This window comes from Streptomyces sp. NPDC060035, assembly GCF_042736635.1.
In the GTDB taxonomy this organism is placed as follows: Bacteria; Actinomycetota; Actinomycetes; order Streptomycetales; family Streptomycetaceae; genus Streptomyces.
In genome coordinates, this window is record NZ_JBHWVO010000014.1 from 60,325 (window position 1) to 79,526 (window position 19,202).

A 19,202-nucleotide genomic window follows, 5' to 3' on the forward strand; every position below is an offset into this window, starting at 1 on the left:
TTCGGGTTCCGTCGAGCGAGCGGCATGCCCTGCTGCCAGCGAAAGATTGGCCCATCCATAGGAATCCCACAAGACTGTCTTGGCATGAGCAATACATTCGCCACACGGCTGACATGCTGATGGGCATGGCCACCTATCGCTGCCCGCAGGACGGGACTCGAGCAGACGCAGCCGACCTGACCTGGTGTTGTCCCGTCTGCCGAGGTCCCTGGGACCTCGACTTCGATGTCCGGTCAGCGGCGTCGCTCAACTCGCTGACCGGACGCGTCAATTCACTGTGGCGTTACGAAGAGGCCCTGCCTCTCGGCAATCCGGCGGTCAGCCTCGGCGAGGGCCGGACCCCGCTCGTCCCCCTGACCGCGAGCGTCTCGGCCAAACTCGACTACCTGATGCCGACGCTCTCCTTCAAGGACCGGGGCGCCGTCATGCTGGCCGAACTGGCCCGCCGGCTCTCCCCGGAGCGGGTCGTCGCGGACAGCAGCGGCAACGCGGGCACGGCCGTCGCCGCGTACTGCGCCCGGGCCGGCCTGCCCTGCACGGTGTACGTTCCCGAGGGCACGTCCCCGAAGAAGACCGAGCAGATCCGTGCCCACGGTGCCCGGTTGGAGATCGTGCCCGGCAACCGCGAGGCCACCGCACGGGCCGCCCGCGCCGCCGCCGATGCGCCCGGCACCTTCTACGCCTCGCACGTCTTCAACCCGTACTTCCTGCACGGCACGAAGACCTACGTCTACGAATTGTGGGAGGACCTCGGCGGCAGCCTGCCGGACGCGATCGCTGTGCCGGTCGGCAACGGCACTCTGCTCCTCGGTGCTGCCCTGGCCACGTCGGAACTCCTCGCGCAGGGCCTGATCGACCGCCGTCCTGCGCTGATCGCCGTGCAGGCCGAGGCCGTGTCCCCGCTCGCGGCGGCGTTCCGTGCGGGCGCCGACGAACTGCTCGATTCCCCGGACCATGTGTCCCCCACCCTCGCCGAGGGCATCGCCATCCCCCGCCCGCCGCGCGCCCGGCAGATCCTGGCGGCCGTCAGGGAGTCGGGCGGCACCTTCCTCACCGTCGCCGAGGACCGGATCCGTACCGCGCAGCAGGATCTGGCGGCCCGCGGCTTCTTCGTCGAGACGACCGGAGTCGCGTGCTGGGCGGCCGTGGGCGACTGGACGGACCGCAGCGTCGTCGTACCCCTGTGCGGCGCAGGCCTCAAAACGGGCCTGGCGGGCGCGGACCCGGCAGCCGCTTCATGAGACACCCGGCCCGCCACCATGAACGCCTCGCACCGTGACCGGAGTCGTCAGTCCGTCCAGTACGTGTCGTGCCGGATGAAGAACTCCGCGCGCTCCTTCTCCGGCCAGTCGGACACCTGCGACACCTTCTCGAAGTACTCCTCGCGCGGTGCCCCGGGTGTGAACAGCAGCAGCATCGAGGCGGGCGCGTCGGAGTCGTTGCGGAACGCATGCAGGCCGCCCTGCGGTACGTACAGGAAGTCGCCCTCGGTCGTGTCGATCCAGCGCTCTCCGTTGTAGATCCGCACCGTCCCGTCGAGGATGAAGAACGACTCCGAGATCGAGCGGTGGAAATGCGTGGCAGGGCCACCGGCCCTGGGCGCCATGTTGATCCGGTACAGACCGAACTCGCCGTGCGTCGTCGCCGTCGTCGCCAGATAGTGCGTGGTGCCACCGCTGCGCGTCAGCAGATTCGGCGTGGTGTCCGCCGGGCGGTACTCCGCGCTGATCTCGCCCTCACCGTCCGCGTATATGGGTTCCGGATACGACATGCCGCTCTCCCTTGCCCTGGACCGGTCCGCTCCGTGTGCCGTCCGATCAGCCGTTCACCCGCGCGCCGGAACCGCACCCGCGCCGCCGCCTTCCCTACCTTCGTACGGTGAGCCTCACGCGCATCTCTCTTCTCACGTCCCTGGTAGCGGGTGCGCTGATCGCCCCCCTGCCGCCGCTCTCGTACGCGACCGGCGCGAGGACCGCCGCACCCCGGACGGCGCCCCCGCCCGCCTCGTGCGGGCGGACGGGCCACGCCGACACCCGGGACGCCCGTACATCCGACGCCTCGGACGACGCCTCCTGGACGCCGACGTCCACCGCCTTCGGCGAGGCCGCGGGTACGACCCCTACGTCGGCAACGGCTATCTGGGCCACCGGGTCCCCGCCACGGGCGCCGGATACGCGCAGACGGGCGGGAAGACCGGGTGGCCCCTCTACACACCACGGTACGACGGCGCCTTCGTCTCCGGGCTGCGGGGTGGACCCAGGTCGCCGACGGGCTCCGCATCCCATACGACGCCGAGCGGAAACTGTTCCTCCAGTACGCCGGGTACAGCGGCTCGACCATCAAGCAGGCCGACACCGTGCTGCTCGTGTACCCGCTGGAATGGCCGATGGAGGAGGGCGCCGCTGCCGCGACACTCGACTACTACGCCGCGCGCACCGATCCGGACGGCCCCGCAATGCGGTGGACGGCAGCCCGTCGACGGCGTGGTCGCCCGACGGCGCGACGGGAACGCTGACGGTGGACCTGCGCCGCGTCGTGCGGGTCGCCTCGCTCACCCCCCGGTGGTCCGACGTCGCACCTGCCTCCCACACCCTGGAGACCTCGCTCGACGGCCGGACCTGGCGGCCGTTCCGGGCCGGGGACACAGCCCGCAGGGTGCGGGTGACGCTCAGCGCGGAGACCGCCGAGAAGCCCGCGGGGATCGGGGAGTTGACCGTCACCGCGGAGACCGGGCGGTAACGGCAGTCGCCCACAGGGTGTCGGCCCCTGCGCCGGCACCCATGGGAACCGGCAACGGCGAATCCACCCTCACCGTCCGCTGTCGGGTCGGGCGAGGAGTTCGTGTGTGATCGCGGCGAGCCGTTCCCTGGCCGCCGGATCGTAGGCCTGCTCATGTGCGGCTGTATCCGTGCCCCCCGCTCCTCGAGGTTCCGGGTCGCTCGCGTCACAGCCCGAACGATGCCGTCAGACGTCGGACGATCTGTGCATACGGCCGATCCGGCGGACTTCCTCCAGCGGGTACGGGGTCTGCCTGCTCCGGCGCTGGAACGTGCGGTTGAAGTCCGATATCACGGCGGCGACCGGCGCGTGCCGGGCGATGATCGCTGCGGCCTCCTCCGGGATTCCTGTGGGGCGCTTGCCCGCTGCGAAGGCGCGCACCAGCGCGTAACGGCCGTCCCCGTCCTCCCTCCGGTATCCGAACAAAGCGGTGACCAGCCAGTTCACCAGATACGTGGCGGTGTAACAGCGGTCGTAGGTCTGATGCCGGCCGAAGAAGTCGGCCTCGTCCTGCGACAGCTCGAACTGGGAGGAGATCGCGAGGCCGTAGTCCGCGAAGTAGAGGCGCCGACCGTCGGTCAGGATGTTCTCGAAGTGCGCGTCGAAGTGCAGGAGCCCGCGGCTGTTCATGAACGAGGTGCCGACTGCCAGTTCCCTCTCCACCATGGCGCAGGCCCGGTCGGCGCTCCGGTCTCCTGCTTCGACCTGAGCGCCCAGCCACTGGTGCAGGTTCTGCGGGATGTACTCCAGGAACAGCGCGACACTCGCCGAGGACTGCTGGAGAGCCTGGATCCGACGGCGTACCTGCGATCCGCCGCCCCAGTACGCCGCAGCCCGTTCGACGTCGGCCAGTTCCTCGGGCAGGGGCGACGAATCGGGCAGCACCCTCCAGTGGTACATCAGGGGAAAGCACTCGCATTCCCCCGCGAGTACCCAGTCCGACGTCATCGTGTGCACGGCGAGTTCCCTCCAGGCCCCGAAGCCCGGCTGGCCGATGGTGCCGACGCCGTAATGGCAGAAGACGGGCAGCTCGAACAGGTTCGCCGTGGCCCTGACGTGCTCCGGTTGCCTCTCCAGGTCGGTGAGGGGCACCCGTTTCACGAAGACCGGGGTGCCGGCGACCTCCATCAGGGCCGACGTCCCGCCGATGCCGGAACCGAGCGGCATGGCCGCATCCACGAGCGCACGCAGGGCGCGATCACTGCACAGGGCCAGGGATGTGGAGACTGCGTCATGGGCGGTGAGACGCGCACCGCACGACATGTCAGGAACCATCACTGCCGCCTCCGTCCGGGCATTGGTCTCAATCCCGCAATGGCTGCGCGACTCCGTCGAGCCGCGATCGTGTCCGAGACACGGTTCTGCGTTTGGGTCTCCGGAGCGGACGGCAGCGCGGGAGAACCAGGTCGGTACTCATGCCCCCGCCCGCGTGCAGCCAATCGGGGGCGGCCTCAAGAGCGCGGCATGTTCGGTCGCCTTCTCCACGATCTCCATGAGCGCCTCCACTTTCGTCAAGTCGGCCTCGACTTCCTCCGGCATCACGGCCGAGCCTCCGAAGACCCCTACTCGGCTTCCTTGCGCCGGGCTCGCAAGCGAGTGAAGGGTCTCAGGAGGGATCCGAGCGGCGGGCGAGCCGCGGTCGGTCGGAGCCCGCTGGAGGCAGCGACCTCCACCGTCGGGACCAGCGGGCCGGATTGTCAGTGGCGGCTGCTTCCATGGCGTCATGAGCACTGTGCACGAGACCGCCGCCCTTCTCCCCGGCCCCGCCGAACTCCGCGCCCACCTGCGCGCGCTGGCCGTCCTGGACACCACGATCGGCGGCGATCCGCGGTTCTGCTCCTACACCTTCGACACCGCCTGGGGCCCCGGAGTAGAGGCAGCCTTGATGGAGAACGGCTCGGGGGACGACTTCGCCATCCTCTTCACCTCGGCAGGCGTGCTCATACGCGGCTTCGACCACGAGTCGGAGATGAGCCCGTACGGGACGGACGACGAGCAGGTCTGGCCCGGTGTCATCGACGAAGTGCCCGCCCCGCTGCGCCCGCTCCTGGACGAGCCCGCGTTCCGCGACGAGGGCATCGATGCCCCCCGCGTCACCGCCTGCTTGTGGCGGGAGACCGGCGACACCGCCTGGCGCACCGGCTCGGCCATCGCCTTCCCGTCCGGCAGCGAGGACCCGGACGGCTCCGGCTTCCTCTTCCCTCTCCTCGTCGACCGGTCCCCCGAGACCGTCCAGGCCCATTTCGAGGACGACTACGAGCGCCCCGTCCCCCTCGACGCTGTCCGCCACGTCCTCGCCGGGCACCCCCTCACCCCTGCGATCACCGCAGCCCTCAACCCGGCCGCCCTCTCGGACAACGCGCTGCTCCGCAGGATCACCGCGCATCCGGAGGTCGCCTCCTACCTGGCCTGCGACGGCGAGTTCGACCTTGCCCGCACCGACCCGATCGAGCCGATCGCCCTGCCCAACGGCCTCTTGGTGGAGCCCGTCGCCGGCTGCAACGCGGGCGGCACCCACTACCTCTGCGGCCCGGCCGTCCCCGGCGGCTCCCGCCCCGTCCTCTACACCGACTCCGAGGGCCAGGCCTCCCTGATCGCCGAGTCGCTCGCCGACGCCCTGACCCTTGCCATCGTCCTCCCGTCCTGGCACGACGCCCTGGCCGGCTTCCGGGCCCCGGCCCTCAACTCCGGCTACATCGACGACCACCCGGACCACGCCACGGTCCGCGACCGCCTCCTGGCCGCCCTTCAGCTCTCCCCGGCCACCGAGCGGGACGTCCTGGACCGCCTCCTCGCCACTGCCGCCCGCACCGTCACCGACGGCTTCCTCCCGCACGTTCCTGATGAGGAGGACTCCGCCTTCCAGCCGATGCTCGAACTGTTTGCCGACTAGGGCTCCCGAGAACCTTGTGGAGAGGTCCGGCACGCGGCCTCGCTGCGCGTGCTCCGCTTCGCCGGTCCCGGTACGCCGGTCAGCGACTGCCGGCGAAACGGACGGGCCATCCTGTCGGGCGTCGACCATGCAACGCAACGCCACCGACGGTCACTTACGGGTGTCCTGCGACGGGCCGGGTGCAAGCCAGGCATGGCCTCGGAAACGCGGTGCCGGCGGCAGGGACCGGGGTAGCAGTCGCTCACCTGCGCAGCCTCGTTCAGGGCCCGGCCGGTGTGCCATGGATTTCCGTGCCTCTGCGCGCCGTCACCAGCCTGCCAGCGATACCTGCGAGCCCCTTTCCAGGTAGCTGTGCAGTGCGCCGGCACTGGCAGGGACGAAGGCTTCCGGGATGGCGTCGGCCTCGACCCAGCAAACCTGAGAGTGCTTTCGGGGTTCGCGGTTCACGGGTTCGCCGGTCCATTCGTGGGTGGCGAAGACGACGGTGAGGAAGCCGTTGGGGGCTTCGACACCCCAGGCACCGTGGATGATGTGGGCGACCTCGAGCGACTCGGGCTTCACCATGAGGCCGGTCTCCTCGTGGAGCTCGCGGGCCGCGGTTTCGGTGATGGGCTCCCCCGGGTCGCTCTTGCCGACGGGCAGGTCCCAAAGGCCTTGGGCGAACTTCGCGTTCTCGCTGCGCCGGAGGAGCACGACGCGGTTGGTGTCCTTGTCGTGGACGATGACAGCCGCGGCCAGCAGGGTCATCGAGTCGAGCGCCGGTGTGAGGGCTGGGGAGCGGTCGTCGGCCTGCTGGGCCACGGGGTTCCCTTCGTCGGGCGGGTTGTCGGGCATGGTAGGCGAGGATCTCGGGGGCTCGGGGGCTCGGCGGCTCGGGGGCTCGGGGGCCAGATCTACGGAGCCGGGGACGCGGCGGCGCTGGTGGACCACGGCTTCAGGCCCGCGGGCCGCACCTGCGGCAGAACTGCACGCAGCGCCCTGCCCAGGCGTTTCTTCGATGCCGTGCGTTGGCCCTGCCTGTCCCTCAAGGGTGTCCTGCAAACTGTCTGCGGACCGGCCCGCACATGGTCGGCGGAGTCGAGTCGGCGCCTCAACGCAGCTGCAATCCCCGCCTCCGCGCCGCTGCCATCTCCTCGTCGCCACCCTCCATCGGGTCATGGGGCGATGTTGTGATTCAGGTGGAACAGGTTGGAGGGGTCGTACTGCCGCTTGATCGTCGTCAGCCGGTCGTAGTTCTGCCGGTAGTTGCTCCGGACCCGGCCCTGGTCGTCCTCGTCCATGAAGTTGACGTATGCACCCTCCATCGAATGGGGTCGCAGCGCCGCGGCGAAGCGGCGCACCCAGTCCATGTGTGCCACGCATTCCTCACGCGTGGTGAGGGTGGGGCTGAGGGCGGTCGAGAAGTCCGCGTCGCGGTAGGCGAACGCGGTTGCCTCGGGTGCCACCCGGTGGCAGGCGCCGTCGATGGGGAAGACGACGGTAGAGCTCTGGATGGAGGGGGTTGCAGCACCGTACTCCACGTACGCGTCGATGGCCCCGTCCGGCATCCCCTTGCTGAACGTGCCCTTCCAGTAGTGGAAGAGCCCTGCAGGGAGCAGCTCGTCGAAGAGGGTGTTGATCACGGGATACGGCATGCGCCCGAGGTACTGCCCGACGATCGGGCCGAGGCCGGCGAGGCGGGCACGGATCTCGTCGTCCTGCGTCTCGGGCCCGGTCCAGCAGGCGAGAACACCGCACAGTGGCCGGCCGTGCCAGCGCTCGGGCAGGAACGGGAGGGGAGGGCCGAGCCCGACAACCAGCAGGGCTCCGAGCCGTTCGTCGGACTCGGCGATCAGCTCCCGGTAACGCCGCAGTACATCGCCGTCGAGCGGGTAGAACGTCGGGCCGCCCAGGATGTCGGCCACGGCGTGCAGCCGGTAGGCGAAGGAGGTGACGACGCCGAAGTTGCCGCCGCCTCCTCGCAAGGCCCAGAAGAGGTCCGCGTTCTGCTTCTCCGTACAGGTCAGGAAGGATCCGTCGGCCACGACAACATCGGCCGAGACGAGGTTGTCGCAGGCCAGCCCGCAGCGCCTGGCCAGGTGGCCCATACCGCCGCCGGTGGTGAGCCCGCCGATGCCGGTGCTGGAGACCACTCCCCCGGTGGTGGCCAGGCCGAAGGCATGCGTGGCCCGGTTGAAATCCGCCCACGTACAGCCTCCCTCGGCCCATGCGGTGCGGGTCGTGGGGTCGACCCGGATTCCGCGCATCCGCGAGAGGTCGAGGACGACCCCGTCGTCGCAGGTGCCGTAGCCGGTGACGCTGTGGCTGCCGCCTCGGACCGCCAGGGCCATGTCCTGATCCCGGGCGAAGTTCACCGTGGCGATGACATCGCCCGCGTCGGCGGCCCGGACGACGGCCGCGGGCCTCTTGTCGTGCATCGCGTTGTAGACCCTGCGGGCCTCGTCGTAGCCGTGCTCGCCGGGCTGGATGAGATCGCCGTGCACGACCGTCCCCAGCCGCTCCGCCACTGCGCCGTCCAGGGCTCGTGCGTAGGTGCTCATGGCCGCCACCGCTTTCCTGTCCTCGGATGTACGGGGTACCGCTCCGTACCTCCGTTGTAGGCCTGGAAGCGCATGGCGCTCATCGTCGGAACTGCCCATTCCGTCGGATCGCGCCATGGGCGGAACGGCCTATGCGAGAGGCACCAGGCCATGTGTGTACGCGGCCTATGCGAGAGGCACCAGGCCATGTGTGTACGCGTATGCCGTGGCAGCGGCCCGCGAGGACACGTCGACCTTGGCGAAGATGTTGTTGAGATGCCGGGCGACGGTGTGCTCGCTGATGGTGAGCTCAGCGGCGATGGCCCGGTTGGTCCGTCCGCCGGCGACAAGCCTGAGCACCTCGACTTCTCGCGCCGTGAGCTCGCCCGGGAGCCGGAGCAGGGCCGCCGCCCTGCGTGCGTCGGGTACCGCGCCCAGCGCTTCGAAGACCGCGTGGGCGGCGCGCAGCTCGAGACGCGCGCTTTCGTCGTCTCCCGCTGCCCGGTCGGCGGCGGCCAGCGTCATCCGGGTCTGCGCGGCCTCGTACGGGACCCCGAGGTCGAGCCACAGCTCCAGCGCCCGGCGCAACAGCGGGAGCGCGCGCCGCAGGTCGTGCTCGGCGAAGGCGACGGCGCCGCCCGCCCACGCCGCGGTCGCGTGCGGCGGAGTGCGCTCGGATTCCCGCCGTCGCTGCCACGCGCGCGCGATCTCTTCCAGTTCGTCCGCCACCGAGCGGGCCCGGTCGAGTCGGCCGAGGGCCAGGAAGATCTCGACCTGGGCCGCGAGGAGCCGCCCGCGGTGCCGGCCTCCGTCGGCGGCGATCGCGACCCGCAGAGCGGCTTCCGAGGCATCGGTCCTGCCTTGGGCCAGGAGGAGCAGAGCGAGGCCCGGCTGCGGGTCACGACCGAGTTCGTGTGCACGGGCGTACGTACTCTCGGCAGCGGCCGTGTCACCGCGCCTGCGCTGGATCTCGCCCGCGAGATACACCGCCTCGGCGGCCGTCAGCGCCTCGTACGGCAGCAGCTCCTCGCAGGTCAGGCCCGCCTCGGTAGCGGCCTGCGACCACGAGCCGCGCAGCTCCAGCACCTCCACCCGGTGTACGCGGCACAGACCGCGGAAGTTGTTCTCCTCGGGCATCGTGGCGCACCAGGCCATGGCCGCGTCGGTCCACTCGGCCGCCCGATCGAGGTCGGCGCAGGCCATGCACTGCTGCAGGCCGAGGCAGTAGATCCACCCGGTGAAGAAGGCGCTGAGCTCGCCCGCCGCGACCGCGCACATCACGTCGTCGAGCTGGGCGAGCCCCTCGGCGACCCTTCCCTCGGCCAGCAGCACGCCCGCTCGGGCCTCGGTGCTCATGGCCAGGAGGTCCGCGCTGCCGCAGCGCCGGGCGATGTCGGCCATCCGGCAGGCATGGTCCATGGCGTCGTCGAATGCGCCGCGGTTCTGCGCCTCCTCGGAATCGACCCACGCGAGGTAGCACTGCTCGACGCACTCGGGCTCGCCGCCGAGCTGCTGCCGCGCGCGGTGCAGCCAGCCCGCGGCCGCAGCGTTCCGTCCGGCGAGTCGGTGCTCGTAGAAGAGCATCCACGCGGAGTAACCGGCCTGCCGGGATTCGCCCCTGGCCTCGTAGCCCGAGTACGCCTTGGTCCGCGCCGCCACGGACTCGTCGACGCGGCCGGTCCACCAGGCGGCATCGGCGAGAGCAGCGAGATCGTCGACGCCGAGGAGGTCCGGGCGGATGCCGTGCAGCAGGCGGTAGGCATCGCCCCACGCCTCGCGGGAGACAGCCTCCCTCGCCCCGTCGACGGCCTGACTCTCCGGTCCGGCCGAGGTGCGCCGGGTGCCGCTGATCCACTCGGTCATGGGCAGCTCCCTTCGCGCTGGTCGCGAGCCCGTCTGCCCTCTCACCAGGATAGAAGCGCGGGCCCAGGTCGTGCCGGACAGCAGCTCTGTCGTGCAGCACTGCCACAGCACGGAGCGACGCGGTAGTCGGAGTTCTGCGGGCTGTCGCGGCGGACAGCAGAACGGCCTGACCCGCTTCTTCGCGGGTCGGGCCGCCTTTGGTCAATGTGCAGGGACCCGCGTCCTGGTGCAGGGACCTGCGTCCTACGTGGGGTCGCTGGGAGTCAGGGCGTGGTGTAGCCGAGGGTGTAGGACCCCGATCCCGAGACGGAGCGGACCTGGTAGGTGTAGTAGCCGCCGACGCCGTTGTAGGTCAGCGTGCCGCCGGAGCCACTGATGGCGACGGTCTGCCAGGTGGTGCCGTTCCAATAGAGCAACGACAGGCTGAAGTTGCTGCCGCTGGGGCCGGAGAGGCAGGCGTGGTGTGTGCCGGCGCCGGCGTCGAACGATCCGCCGTCGGGCTCGTAGACGGAGCCTCCGCCGGTCAGGCTTCCGGTGTACGAGGTTTCATGGCCGGTGCACGCCCCTCCGGGGCCGGGATCCGGGTTGGGAGTTCCGCCGGTCCTGGAGCTGATGGCCCCTTCCATGGCGGCGAGACCGATGAGGTTGAACGGCTTGTCGATGTTGCGCATGAGGGAGTCCTGCGAGGGCCGGTAGATGCCGCGCTCGTACTGGTGGCCGCCCTGGTAGGCGCCGATGACGCCCCCGTCGGGCGTGCTCAGCCCGAGGTACGACGCCCACTTGGACCCGCTCGGGTCGGTGGTGACGTTGGGTTCCTTGGGCTCGCCGCCGGTGTACGCGGTGCCCGGCGTGTAGTACTCGTCAGCCAGACCGCCGACGGAGTGGCCGAGTTCGTGGATGGCGATGCGGCCGGCCTGCGCGTTGCCGCCGGAGACGGTGGCCAGGCTGGGGTAACCGGCGCCACCGTACGTGGCGCTGTTGCCCACGGCGAGGATCGCGTCGGCCTCGGGGGCCTGAGCGGCATATTCCTTGGCCTTCGACTCGTTCAGACACAACAGCCGTTCGATGCCGCCACAGTTGAAGTACATGTCCAGGGCGGTATCACGGTTGACGCCCTGGGATGGGTCGTTGTCGACGCCGGACTCGTTGGACACGACATTGACCAGCCACACATTGATGGACTGGCGGTACGTGTTCCACGGCGCCGTGTCGGCTATCTCGTTCCACTTCGACTGTGCATGCTGGCGCAGCAGGCCCATCTCGGAGGCGGTGTAGCCGTCGCCCACGATCACCACGTCGAACCGGGAGGCGGACGGTCCGGTTTCCTGAAGGGCGGTCACCTCGGAGGCCGCGGCCGCCCGGACGTCGGCGAATGCGGCCGGACCCTCAGCCTGCTTCGGTATCTCCACCCGGGTGACGGTGCCGTCCGGGGAGAACACCTCCCGCCATTCGGTGGGCTGCGCGGTGCCCGCCGCCGCAGCTCCTGCAGGCATCGCAGCGAGTCCCGCGGCGCACAGCACGGCCACCGTCAGGAAGATCGAACCTCTTCGGCGCATCAGTGCCCTCCCCATACTTCGATCGGTGTGGATGACCCCGGCCGGGGGCGGAGCCGTGGCCCGCAGGGCGCTGACGCGCCGTCCGGACCGGGATCCCGGCCGGTGGAACGGAGTGCATGGAGCAGGCGGCACAGACACCGCCGCCTCCGGTACGACCTGAACTTCCCCGCCGGGGCGGTTGGCGCGACCGGTACGTCGTGCGGCGGACCGGTGTGGTGCAGGCGGAACGCGACCCACGCCTCCGCTCCAGGGATCGGGCGGAGAGGAGGCGGAGATAAGTAAGCAACTAAATATATGTATGCGGCGAGTTAAGTTAGCTGTGCCGCGGGTTCCTGGCAAGCCCCGCGGAGGAATATGACAGGCACTCAGGTCCGTGCCCCTGAATGGCCGACGGAGGCGTCTCGATGCAACCCTTCGGCGATGCCGACGGAACCCGGACCCACCGCTCCGATGCCCGTGAGTAGCTTCCCCGGAAAACGAGGAAGTGCCTTGTGGCCTGCGATGACGGAAGTTCTTCACGCTTACGGCACGCACGATCTCCAGGACACTTCCAGAGGCAATCCCCCGTGCCGCAGCGAGGGCCTCCGCACGGTCCGATGATCCGAATCCGGTTGGGCGAAGCCGATGTCACCGGCCTGCGGCATGGCGCCCGGGGCGGACAGCATCGACGACATGGACCAGCCGCGGCACGCTGGGCTGCCGCGGCTGTTCAGCGGGGTGCGGGCGCCGGGCTCCCGCCGGCCCGGCACCCAACACCCTTTGCCGACGCGGTCGACGAAGGCGCGTCAGTGGTGGTGGCCGTGCCGGCCGAGGGTCTCCACGGGGGTCGCGCCGGGGCGGGTCCACTGCGGCACGGGCCGGCTGGTCGGGCCCCAGGAGGCGACGCCGTCGGCGTCCGAGCGCCAGTACCAGCAGGGCTGGCGACCCTCGGACGGGTACCCCTCGCGGACATCACCGATCACGGGCCGACCCTCGGGGTTGTCCTCCCACGCCTCGCCGCGGCCGTAGGGCGTCATGTCGAGCAGGCCGAAGGACCCGTTGACCCGCTCGTTGCCACGGCCCGTCGTGGAGTAGGTGAGGAACACACGATCACCGTCGCGCAGGAAACAGACGATGTACCCCATTTCCCCGCCGACCGGAGCCTCCACGCCCCGCACCGAGTACCAGGGCTGGGTGTAACCCATGAACTCGAGGTAGGAAGCCACCTCGTCCCACGGGCCCGAGGTCAGGACGGCGAACGAGACGCCCCGGGCGTTGAGGTAGACGGCGTCCTTCACGTGCCAGGCCGTGGTGGTGCAGCCCTCGCACTGCCCCTGGTGCGGCGCGCCGTCGTGCCACATGTGCTGGTAGACCACGAGCTCGTTGCGGCCCTGGAACAGGTCCAGGAACGGCACCGGGCCATCGGGGCCGACGACCTCGACCGTCCCGTCGAGCTCCACCATCGGCAGCCGACGGCGGGCCGCGGCGAGGGCGTCGCCCTCGCGGGTGTGGGCCTTCTCGCGGACCAGGAGCTCGTCACGGGCTGTCTGCCAGGTGCCTGGGTCGACAACGGGCGGGCGGCCGGGCAGCGCGGGGGGCGGCGGGTCGTCCGGGGTGGTCGTCATGGTGTTCTCCGTGGTGTCTCGTGCCCGGCAGCGTCGTACGACGTACGACGGTCACCAGAACAGACTCGCGACCCGGCCGGAACTCATCGCTGCAGAAGGCGCCCTCGGCCGAGCCTGCACGGATGACGTGAGGCTCACCAGTTCACAGACGCGTTCTCGGACGTCGAAGCGGAAGGCATGGGCCCCGCCCGCCACTTCGTAAAGGAGCCTCAACCAACACTCCGACCAGGTATTTCTCCGTCGGCATACGTCGACCTCCGAGGGTCGTCCACGGGTGTCCTGCGGCCTGGGCCGGCTCTCGGTCGGACCACATCTGCCCGCGCAGCGTCACAGCTCGTCGGCCGATGAAGGGATGCCTGGCCGGTCACCCGAATGCCTCCGCCACGTTGCTTCCCACCCTTCCTGACCATCGCATGGAGTGTCGGACACGAGCCCGCCCGGGGCTCGCCCAGTACCTGGCGGAGCGCCATCGCAGATGGGCCGCCGGACGGCAGGAAGGGCGCCATGTACGTTCGCACCATCTATGCAACAGGTGATCCGGCCGAGCTCGACGGCGTAGCGGACGCACTCAGCACCGAAGGGCGCACCCTGCTGTCGGAGCAGCCCGGATACCGCGGCATGGGCTTGTTCGTCGATCGCGAGCTCGGCAAGCTCCTGGTGGGATCGTGGTGGGACAACGAAAAATCCCGAGAGGCCAGCGATGACCGTCTTCGCGAGCGGCGCGCCGAGCTGCTGGCTCCGTTCGCGCAAACCGTGGCGGTCGACAACTGGGAAGCGGCGGTCGCCCGGCGCGCGAAGGGGCTCGGGCCCGGCGCCTGGTTCCGGCTGGTCCGCTTGGAGGTCGAGCCCTCCGACGTGGACCTGCTGGTGGAGACGTTCCAGAACACCGCATTGCCAAAGCTCCAGAGCATCCCCGGATTGGAGGGCACCTCGCTGCTCCTCGACCGCGCCAAGGGCCGAGCCGCCGTGGGCGTGCTCTACACCGATCGCAACACGCTCGCGGCATCCCGCAGTTCCGTCGCGGCGGTGCGGGGCGAGGCCACAGCGAGGGCGCGCGTGACCACGCGGAGCCTCGAGGAATTCGAGGTGGTCCTCGCTACCGTGGTCTCCCCTTCCTGACGGACCACGCACCTCCTGGGTGACCGTCCGACTGGATCGTGCAGCTGGCGCTTCCCGGTGTCGATGTTCTCCTGTCGATGGTCATGGAGGTGGGGCGGTTGATTACGAGGCCGATCTGCGCGCGGCGCGAGCCGGACGGGTCGACGCCAGTCGGTTGAGGGCGTTGCGGTCGAGTTTTCCGGAGCCGGTGAGGGGGAGTTCGGGGACGATCTGGTAGCGGTCGGGGACCATGTAGCGCGGCAGCATGCTCTGGGTGTGCTCACGCAGCATCGCGGCGGGCTTGTCCGGGGCACCTTCGGCCTGCACGATGCACGCGACGAAGAACGTCGCTCCCGCCGAGGTCGTGATCACCGTGACCGCGGCATCCTTGACCGTCGGATGCGTACGCAGCGCAGCCTCGACCTCACCGAGTTCGATCCGGTAGCCGCGCAGCTTGATCTGCTGGTCGTTACGGCCGAGGTACTCGAAAGAGCCGTCGGGAAGAGTCCGCACCAGATCACCGGTGCGGTAGTAACGATCAGGCCCGTCCGGCCCGTCAAGGGTGACGAAACGCTCCGCCGTGAGGTCGGGCCGGCCCAAATAGCCGACAGCCACACCAGGACCGGCAATGAGGAGTTCACCGGCCTCACCCACAGGAAGCAGCGCCACATCCTCGTCACGGACCTCCAGCCGCAGATGCGGCAGCCCATGACCGATCGGAGAACGGACAGTACCGTCGAAATCCGCCGCGGTCAGAACACGGTGAGTGGCATAAACAGTGGTCTCGGTAGGCCCGTACATGTTGACCGCAGTGGGCGGCGTACCGGGCACCGACTTCAAGAACCCGGCAACGACGTCCAGGTCGACGCTCTCCCCCGCAAACACCACATACCGCAGCGCCAACTCCGGCCGGCCCGCCTCCTCATACGCCAGAGCCAGCGAACGGAACACCGACGGCACCTGCCCCAGCACCGTGACCCGCTGCTCCGCCAGCAGACCGAGGAACTCCGCCGGGGACTGCGCCAGCCGCAACGGCACCGTCACCGCAGTGGCACCGGTCGCCATCGACGCCCAGAACTCCCACACCGACACATCAAAACTGAAGGAATGGAACAAAGCCCAACGGTCGTCCGCACCCACCTCGAACAACGGCAACGCCCCACGCAACAGCGACAGCACATTGCGGTGACTGACCACACAGCCCTTGGGATTCCCCGTAGAACCCGACGTATAAATCACATACGCCGGCTCCTCACCCGTCAACTCGACCACCGGCGCAGCCAAAACCACACGCCCGTCGTCATAAGGCGCGAGCACCGCCACACCCTCCAGACCCCGCTCGGCCGCCTGCCCCGGATCCCCGACCAGAATGCTCACACCGGCATCCCGGACCATGTAACCCAACCGCTCCCGCGGATAGGTCGGATCCAGCGGAACATAGGCGGCACCCGCCTTCATCGCAGCCAAAATCCCCACCGGAATATCAGCGGAACGCTCCAGCAACAGCCCGACCAGATCCCCCGGCCCAACACCCCGCGCAGCCAACCGAGCCGCCAACCGGTCCGAAACAGCATCAAGCTCCGCATACGTCAGCGTCCGCCCGTCATCATGCACCGCCTCAGCATCCGGACACCCGGCCGCCACCACACGAAACAACTCCGGCAACGAAACAACAGCATCAAGACACACCAGATCACCGGCACTCACGGCACTACTCATCGGTCGTCCTCTCACACATTCTCGGGAAGAAGGGATATACGGCTGCCGGCACCCAGCAGACCGGCGAAGGCCTTGGCGAGACCATGTGCGAAGTCGGTCGACACCACGGGGACTTGGGCGTTGACCACGACGAGCAGTCCGTCGCCAGCCGGCCACACCTCGGTCTGGATCTCCGCGGAAATGCCGAGGTACGGCAACCGGCGGAACTCGGCGCGTGCTCCGTCGAGGACCGGCCGGGCCGGCGCGTTGTCCTGGTAGGCGAAGACGGTCTGGAAGAGCGGCGCGCGGGCCGTGCGGGGCGGATTCACCAGCCGTACCACCTCGGGAATCCCGACGTCCTGGCAGGCGAAGGCCTCCCGGACCAGCCGTCCGGCCTCGGCCACGTCCGCACCGTCCCCGGCTGCCGGCTCGTGGGCCGTCACGGCGCCGCCCACGCGGACGCAGACCGTTCCGATGTGGCACCCGACGGCAGGCTCGAGGCGGGTGTCGATGCGCTGCGCCACCGGGACGCCGATGCCGAAGTCGTCCTGGCCGGTCAGTTCCGCGAGTGCCTGGGCATAGCGGGCGAGCAGCAGCGGGAAGCGGGTGAGTCCTGCCCCGGCCGCCTCCCGGTCCAGTGCGGCGGTCTCCTCGGCGCCCAGCGGCACCTCGACACGCAGCACCTCTCCCACCCCGGCGACCGCGCTCCCTTGCGCGGACGGGTAGTGGAGGTCCGGTACGCCCCGGAGCGCGGCCTTGAGGCGCGTCCGCTGGTCGTCCAGGCCGGCCGAGCGCAGATGCGCCTCCCGCATCGCCCAGGCTTCGGCGGCGGAGGGCACGACAGGCAGGACGGGCTCGGCGCCGGCGCGGCGGGCGTTGTACGCGGTGGCGATGTCGTCGGCCAGGAGCGACTCGGACCAGCCGTCGAAGGCCACGTGGTGCACGACGTACCCGAACACCGCGCTGCCGTCGGCCACCGGAGCGAGCACGGCGTGCCAGAGCGCACCCTCCGTCGGGTCGAGCGGCACGGCGAGCGCGGCGCGTGCGGCCGTCAGTGCCTCGGGCACCGAAGGTGCGGCAGCCAGTCGCACGAGGCGGGGGGCTGCCGAGGCGCCGGGGACTACATAGGTACGGCCGCGCTCCATCGCGTAGGTGGAGCGCAACGCGGGATGCCTGCCGTGGACGTCGGCCAGGGCACGCTCCAGAGCAGGCTCGTCGAGGTCGCCCTCGATCACCCAGGCGCTCAGGCAATGCGCCCCCAGATCGGCCGGCGCGATGAGTTGCCCGGTCAGGAAGCCTTCCTGGGCCGGTGTGAGCGGCGTCCGGCCATCGGCGGCCTGCGCGAGGCCGTCCGCTGTGGCGGCAGGCTCGGCGGTGCGCAGCCAGGCGCCGAGCGCCGCGGGCGTCGGATGCCGGAACAGTACGGACACGGGTACCGGATGCTGCAGCCGCGCCGCGAGACGGGCGCAGACGCGTCCCGCGCCGAGCGAGTTGCCTCCCAGGGACGTGAAATCGGTGTCCGGTGCCACGCCGGGCAGGTCGAGCACCTCGGCGAAGACCTCAGCCACCAGGTCGATGTGGGCGTCGCCGGTCGGCCCGGCTGGGGACTGCTCGTGCTGCCCGGACCGCAGTGCGATTCGGTTGAGGGCGTTGCGGTCGAGTTTTCCGGAGCCGGTGAGGGGGAGTTCGGGGACGATCTGGTAGCGGTCGGGGACCATGTAGCGCGGCAGCATGCTCTGGGTGTGCTCACGCAGCATCGCGGCGGGCTTGTCCGGGGCACCTTCGGCCTGCACGATGCACGCGACGAAGAACGTCGCTCCCGCCGAGGTCGTGATCACCGTGACCGCGGCATCCTTGACCGTCGGATGCGTACGCAGCGCAGCCTCGACCTCACCGAGTTCGATCCGGTAGCCGCGCAGCTTGATCTGCTGGTCGTTACGGCCGAGGTACTCGAAAGAGCCGTCGGGAAGAGTCCGCACCAGATCACCGGTGCGGTAGTAACGATCAGGCCCGTCCGGCCCGTCAAGGGTGACGAAACGCTCCGCCGTGAGGTCGGGCCGGCCCAAATAGCCGACAGCCACACCAGGACCGGCAATGAGGAGTTCACCGGCCTCACCCACAGGAAGCAGCGCCACATCCTCGTCACGGACCTCCAGCCGCAGATGCGGCAGCCCATGACCGATCGGAGAACGGACAGTACCGTCGAAATCCGCCGCGGTCAGAACACGGTGAGTGGCATAAACAGTGGTCTCGGTAGGCCCGTACATGTTGACCGCAGTGGGCGGCGTACCGGGCACCGACTTCAAGAACCCGGCAACGACGTCCAGGTCGACGCTCTCCCCCGCAAACACCACATACCGCAGCGCCAACTCCGGCCGGCCCGCCTCCTCATACGCCAGAGCCAGCGAACGGAACACCGACGGCACCTGCCCCAGCACCGTGACCCGCTGCTCCGCCAGCAGACCGAGGAACTCCGCCGGGGACTGCGCCAGCCGCAACGGCACCGTCACCGCAGTGGCACCGGTCGCCATCGACGCCCAGAACTCCCACACCGACACATCAAAACTGAAGGAATGGAACAAAGCCCAACGGTCGTCCGCACCCACCTCGAACAACGGCAACGCCCCACGCAACAGCGACAGCACATTGCGGTGACTGACCACACAGCCCTTGGGATTCCCCGTAGAACCCGACGTATAAATCACATACGCCGGCTCCTCACCCGTCAACTCGACCACCGGCGCAGCCAAAACCACACGCCCGTCGTCATAAGGCGCGAGCACCGCCACACCCTCCAGACCCCGCTCGGCCGCCTGCCCCGGATCCCCGACCAGAATGCTCACACCGGCATCCCGGACCATGTAACCCAACCGCTCCCGCGGATAGGTCGGATCCAGCGGAACATAGGCGGCACCCGCCTTCATCGCAGCCAAAATCCCCACCGGAATATCAGCGGAACGCTCCAGCAACAGCCCGACCAGATCCCCCGGCCCAACACCCCGCGCAGCCAACCGAGCCGCCAACCGGTCCGAAACAGCATCAAGCTCCGCATACGTCAGCGTCCGCCCGTCATCATGCACCGCCTCAGCATCCGGACACCCGGCCGCCACCACACGAAACAACTCCGGCAACGAAACAACAGCATCAAGACACACCAGATCACCGGCACTCACGGCACTACTCATCGGTCGTC

The 19,202-nt window shown here is 69.6% G+C and carries 13 protein-coding genes and 1 pseudogene; 4 read left to right on the forward strand and 10 right to left on the reverse strand.

Annotated features, from left to right (window positions below):
* Nucleotides 1-125: 125 nt before the first annotated feature.
* On the forward strand, nt 126-1,241 hold the full coding sequence (locus ACFWBQ_RS22345) for a threonine synthase (protein WP_385491717.1): 1,116 nt from the start codon (nt 126-128) through the stop codon (nt 1,239-1,241).
* Nucleotides 1,242-1,288: 47 nt separating this feature from the next.
* On the opposite strand, the gene ACFWBQ_RS22350 is transcribed toward ACFWBQ_RS22345, so the two are convergent.
* Both ACFWBQ_RS22350 and ACFWBQ_RS22355 read right to left on the reverse strand, forming a co-directional pair.
* Nucleotides 1,289-1,771, reverse strand: a complete 483-nt coding sequence (locus ACFWBQ_RS22350; RefSeq protein WP_385491720.1) for a cupin domain-containing protein — start codon at nt 1,769-1,771, stop codon at nt 1,289-1,291.
* A gap of 94 nt (nt 1,772-1,865) precedes the next feature.
* Complete coding sequence (locus ACFWBQ_RS22355) at nt 1,866-2,147, reverse strand: hypothetical protein (protein WP_385491723.1); 282 nt, start codon at nt 2,145-2,147, stop codon at nt 1,866-1,868.
* A gap of 98 nt (nt 2,148-2,245) precedes the next feature.
* On the opposite strand from ACFWBQ_RS22355, the pseudogene ACFWBQ_RS22360 reads away from it, so the two are divergent.
* Nucleotides 2,246-2,739, forward strand: a pseudogene (locus ACFWBQ_RS22360) (discoidin domain-containing protein); the annotation flags it as partial.
* A gap of 225 nt (nt 2,740-2,964) precedes the next feature.
* Here the strand turns inward: ACFWBQ_RS22360 and ACFWBQ_RS22365 are convergent.
* The gene (locus ACFWBQ_RS22365; protein ID WP_385492113.1) at nt 2,965-4,053 is read right to left on the reverse strand and encodes a protein kinase family protein; all 1,089 of its coding nucleotides are present in this window, start codon (nt 4,051-4,053) and stop codon (nt 2,965-2,967) included.
* 448 nt (nt 4,054-4,501) lie between these two features.
* On the opposite strand from ACFWBQ_RS22365, the gene ACFWBQ_RS22370 reads away from it, so the two are divergent.
* A complete protein-coding gene (locus ACFWBQ_RS22370; protein WP_385491726.1) occupies nt 4,502-5,671 on the forward strand; it encodes a hypothetical protein in 1,170 nt (389 codons plus the stop codon).
* A gap of 306 nt (nt 5,672-5,977) precedes the next feature.
* Here the strand turns inward: ACFWBQ_RS22370 and ACFWBQ_RS22375 are convergent, their stop codons facing one another.
* The 5 genes from ACFWBQ_RS22375 to ACFWBQ_RS22395 form a co-directional block, all read right to left on the reverse strand.
* Nucleotides 5,978-6,505 (reverse strand): NUDIX domain-containing protein, encoded by a 528-nt coding sequence (locus ACFWBQ_RS22375; RefSeq protein ID WP_385491729.1) that lies wholly within the window; start codon nt 6,503-6,505, stop codon nt 5,978-5,980.
* Between the two features lie 320 nt (nt 6,506-6,825).
* Nucleotides 6,826-8,211: an FAD-binding oxidoreductase gene (locus tag ACFWBQ_RS22380; protein ID WP_385491732.1), complete on the reverse strand. Its 1,386-nt coding sequence runs from the start codon at nt 8,209-8,211 to the stop codon at nt 6,826-6,828.
* A 165-nt stretch (nt 8,212-8,376) separates the two neighbouring features.
* The gene (locus ACFWBQ_RS22385; RefSeq protein ID WP_385491735.1) at nt 8,377-10,053 is read right to left on the reverse strand and encodes a response regulator transcription factor; all 1,677 of its coding nucleotides are present in this window, start codon (nt 10,051-10,053) and stop codon (nt 8,377-8,379) included.
* A 263-nt stretch (nt 10,054-10,316) separates the two neighbouring features.
* Entirely contained in the window at nt 10,317-11,609 is a 1,293-nt protein-coding gene (locus ACFWBQ_RS22390) for a M64 family metallopeptidase (RefSeq protein WP_385491738.1), read from the reverse strand.
* Nucleotides 11,610-12,394: 785 nt separating this feature from the next.
* Nucleotides 12,395-13,213: a DUF899 family protein gene (locus tag ACFWBQ_RS22395; protein ID WP_385491741.1), complete on the reverse strand. Its 819-nt coding sequence runs from the start codon at nt 13,211-13,213 to the stop codon at nt 12,395-12,397.
* 504 nt (nt 13,214-13,717) lie between these two features.
* Here ACFWBQ_RS22395 and ACFWBQ_RS22400 point away from each other — a divergent pair.
* Nucleotides 13,718-14,332, forward strand: a complete 615-nt coding sequence (locus ACFWBQ_RS22400) for a hypothetical protein (protein WP_385491744.1) — start codon at nt 13,718-13,720, stop codon at nt 14,330-14,332.
* Nucleotides 14,333-14,434: 102 nt separating this feature from the next.
* Here ACFWBQ_RS22400 and ACFWBQ_RS22405 read toward each other — a convergent pair whose 3' ends face one another.
* Nucleotides 14,435-16,018: an amino acid adenylation domain-containing protein gene (locus ACFWBQ_RS22405; protein ID WP_385491747.1), complete on the reverse strand. Its 1,584-nt coding sequence runs from the start codon at nt 16,016-16,018 to the stop codon at nt 14,435-14,437.
* 23 nt (nt 16,019-16,041) lie between these two features.
* A complete protein-coding gene (locus tag ACFWBQ_RS22410) occupies nt 16,042-19,194 on the reverse strand; it encodes an amino acid adenylation domain-containing protein (RefSeq protein WP_385491750.1) in 3,153 nt (1,050 codons plus the stop codon).
* Between the last annotated feature and the right edge of the window lie 8 nt (nt 19,195-19,202).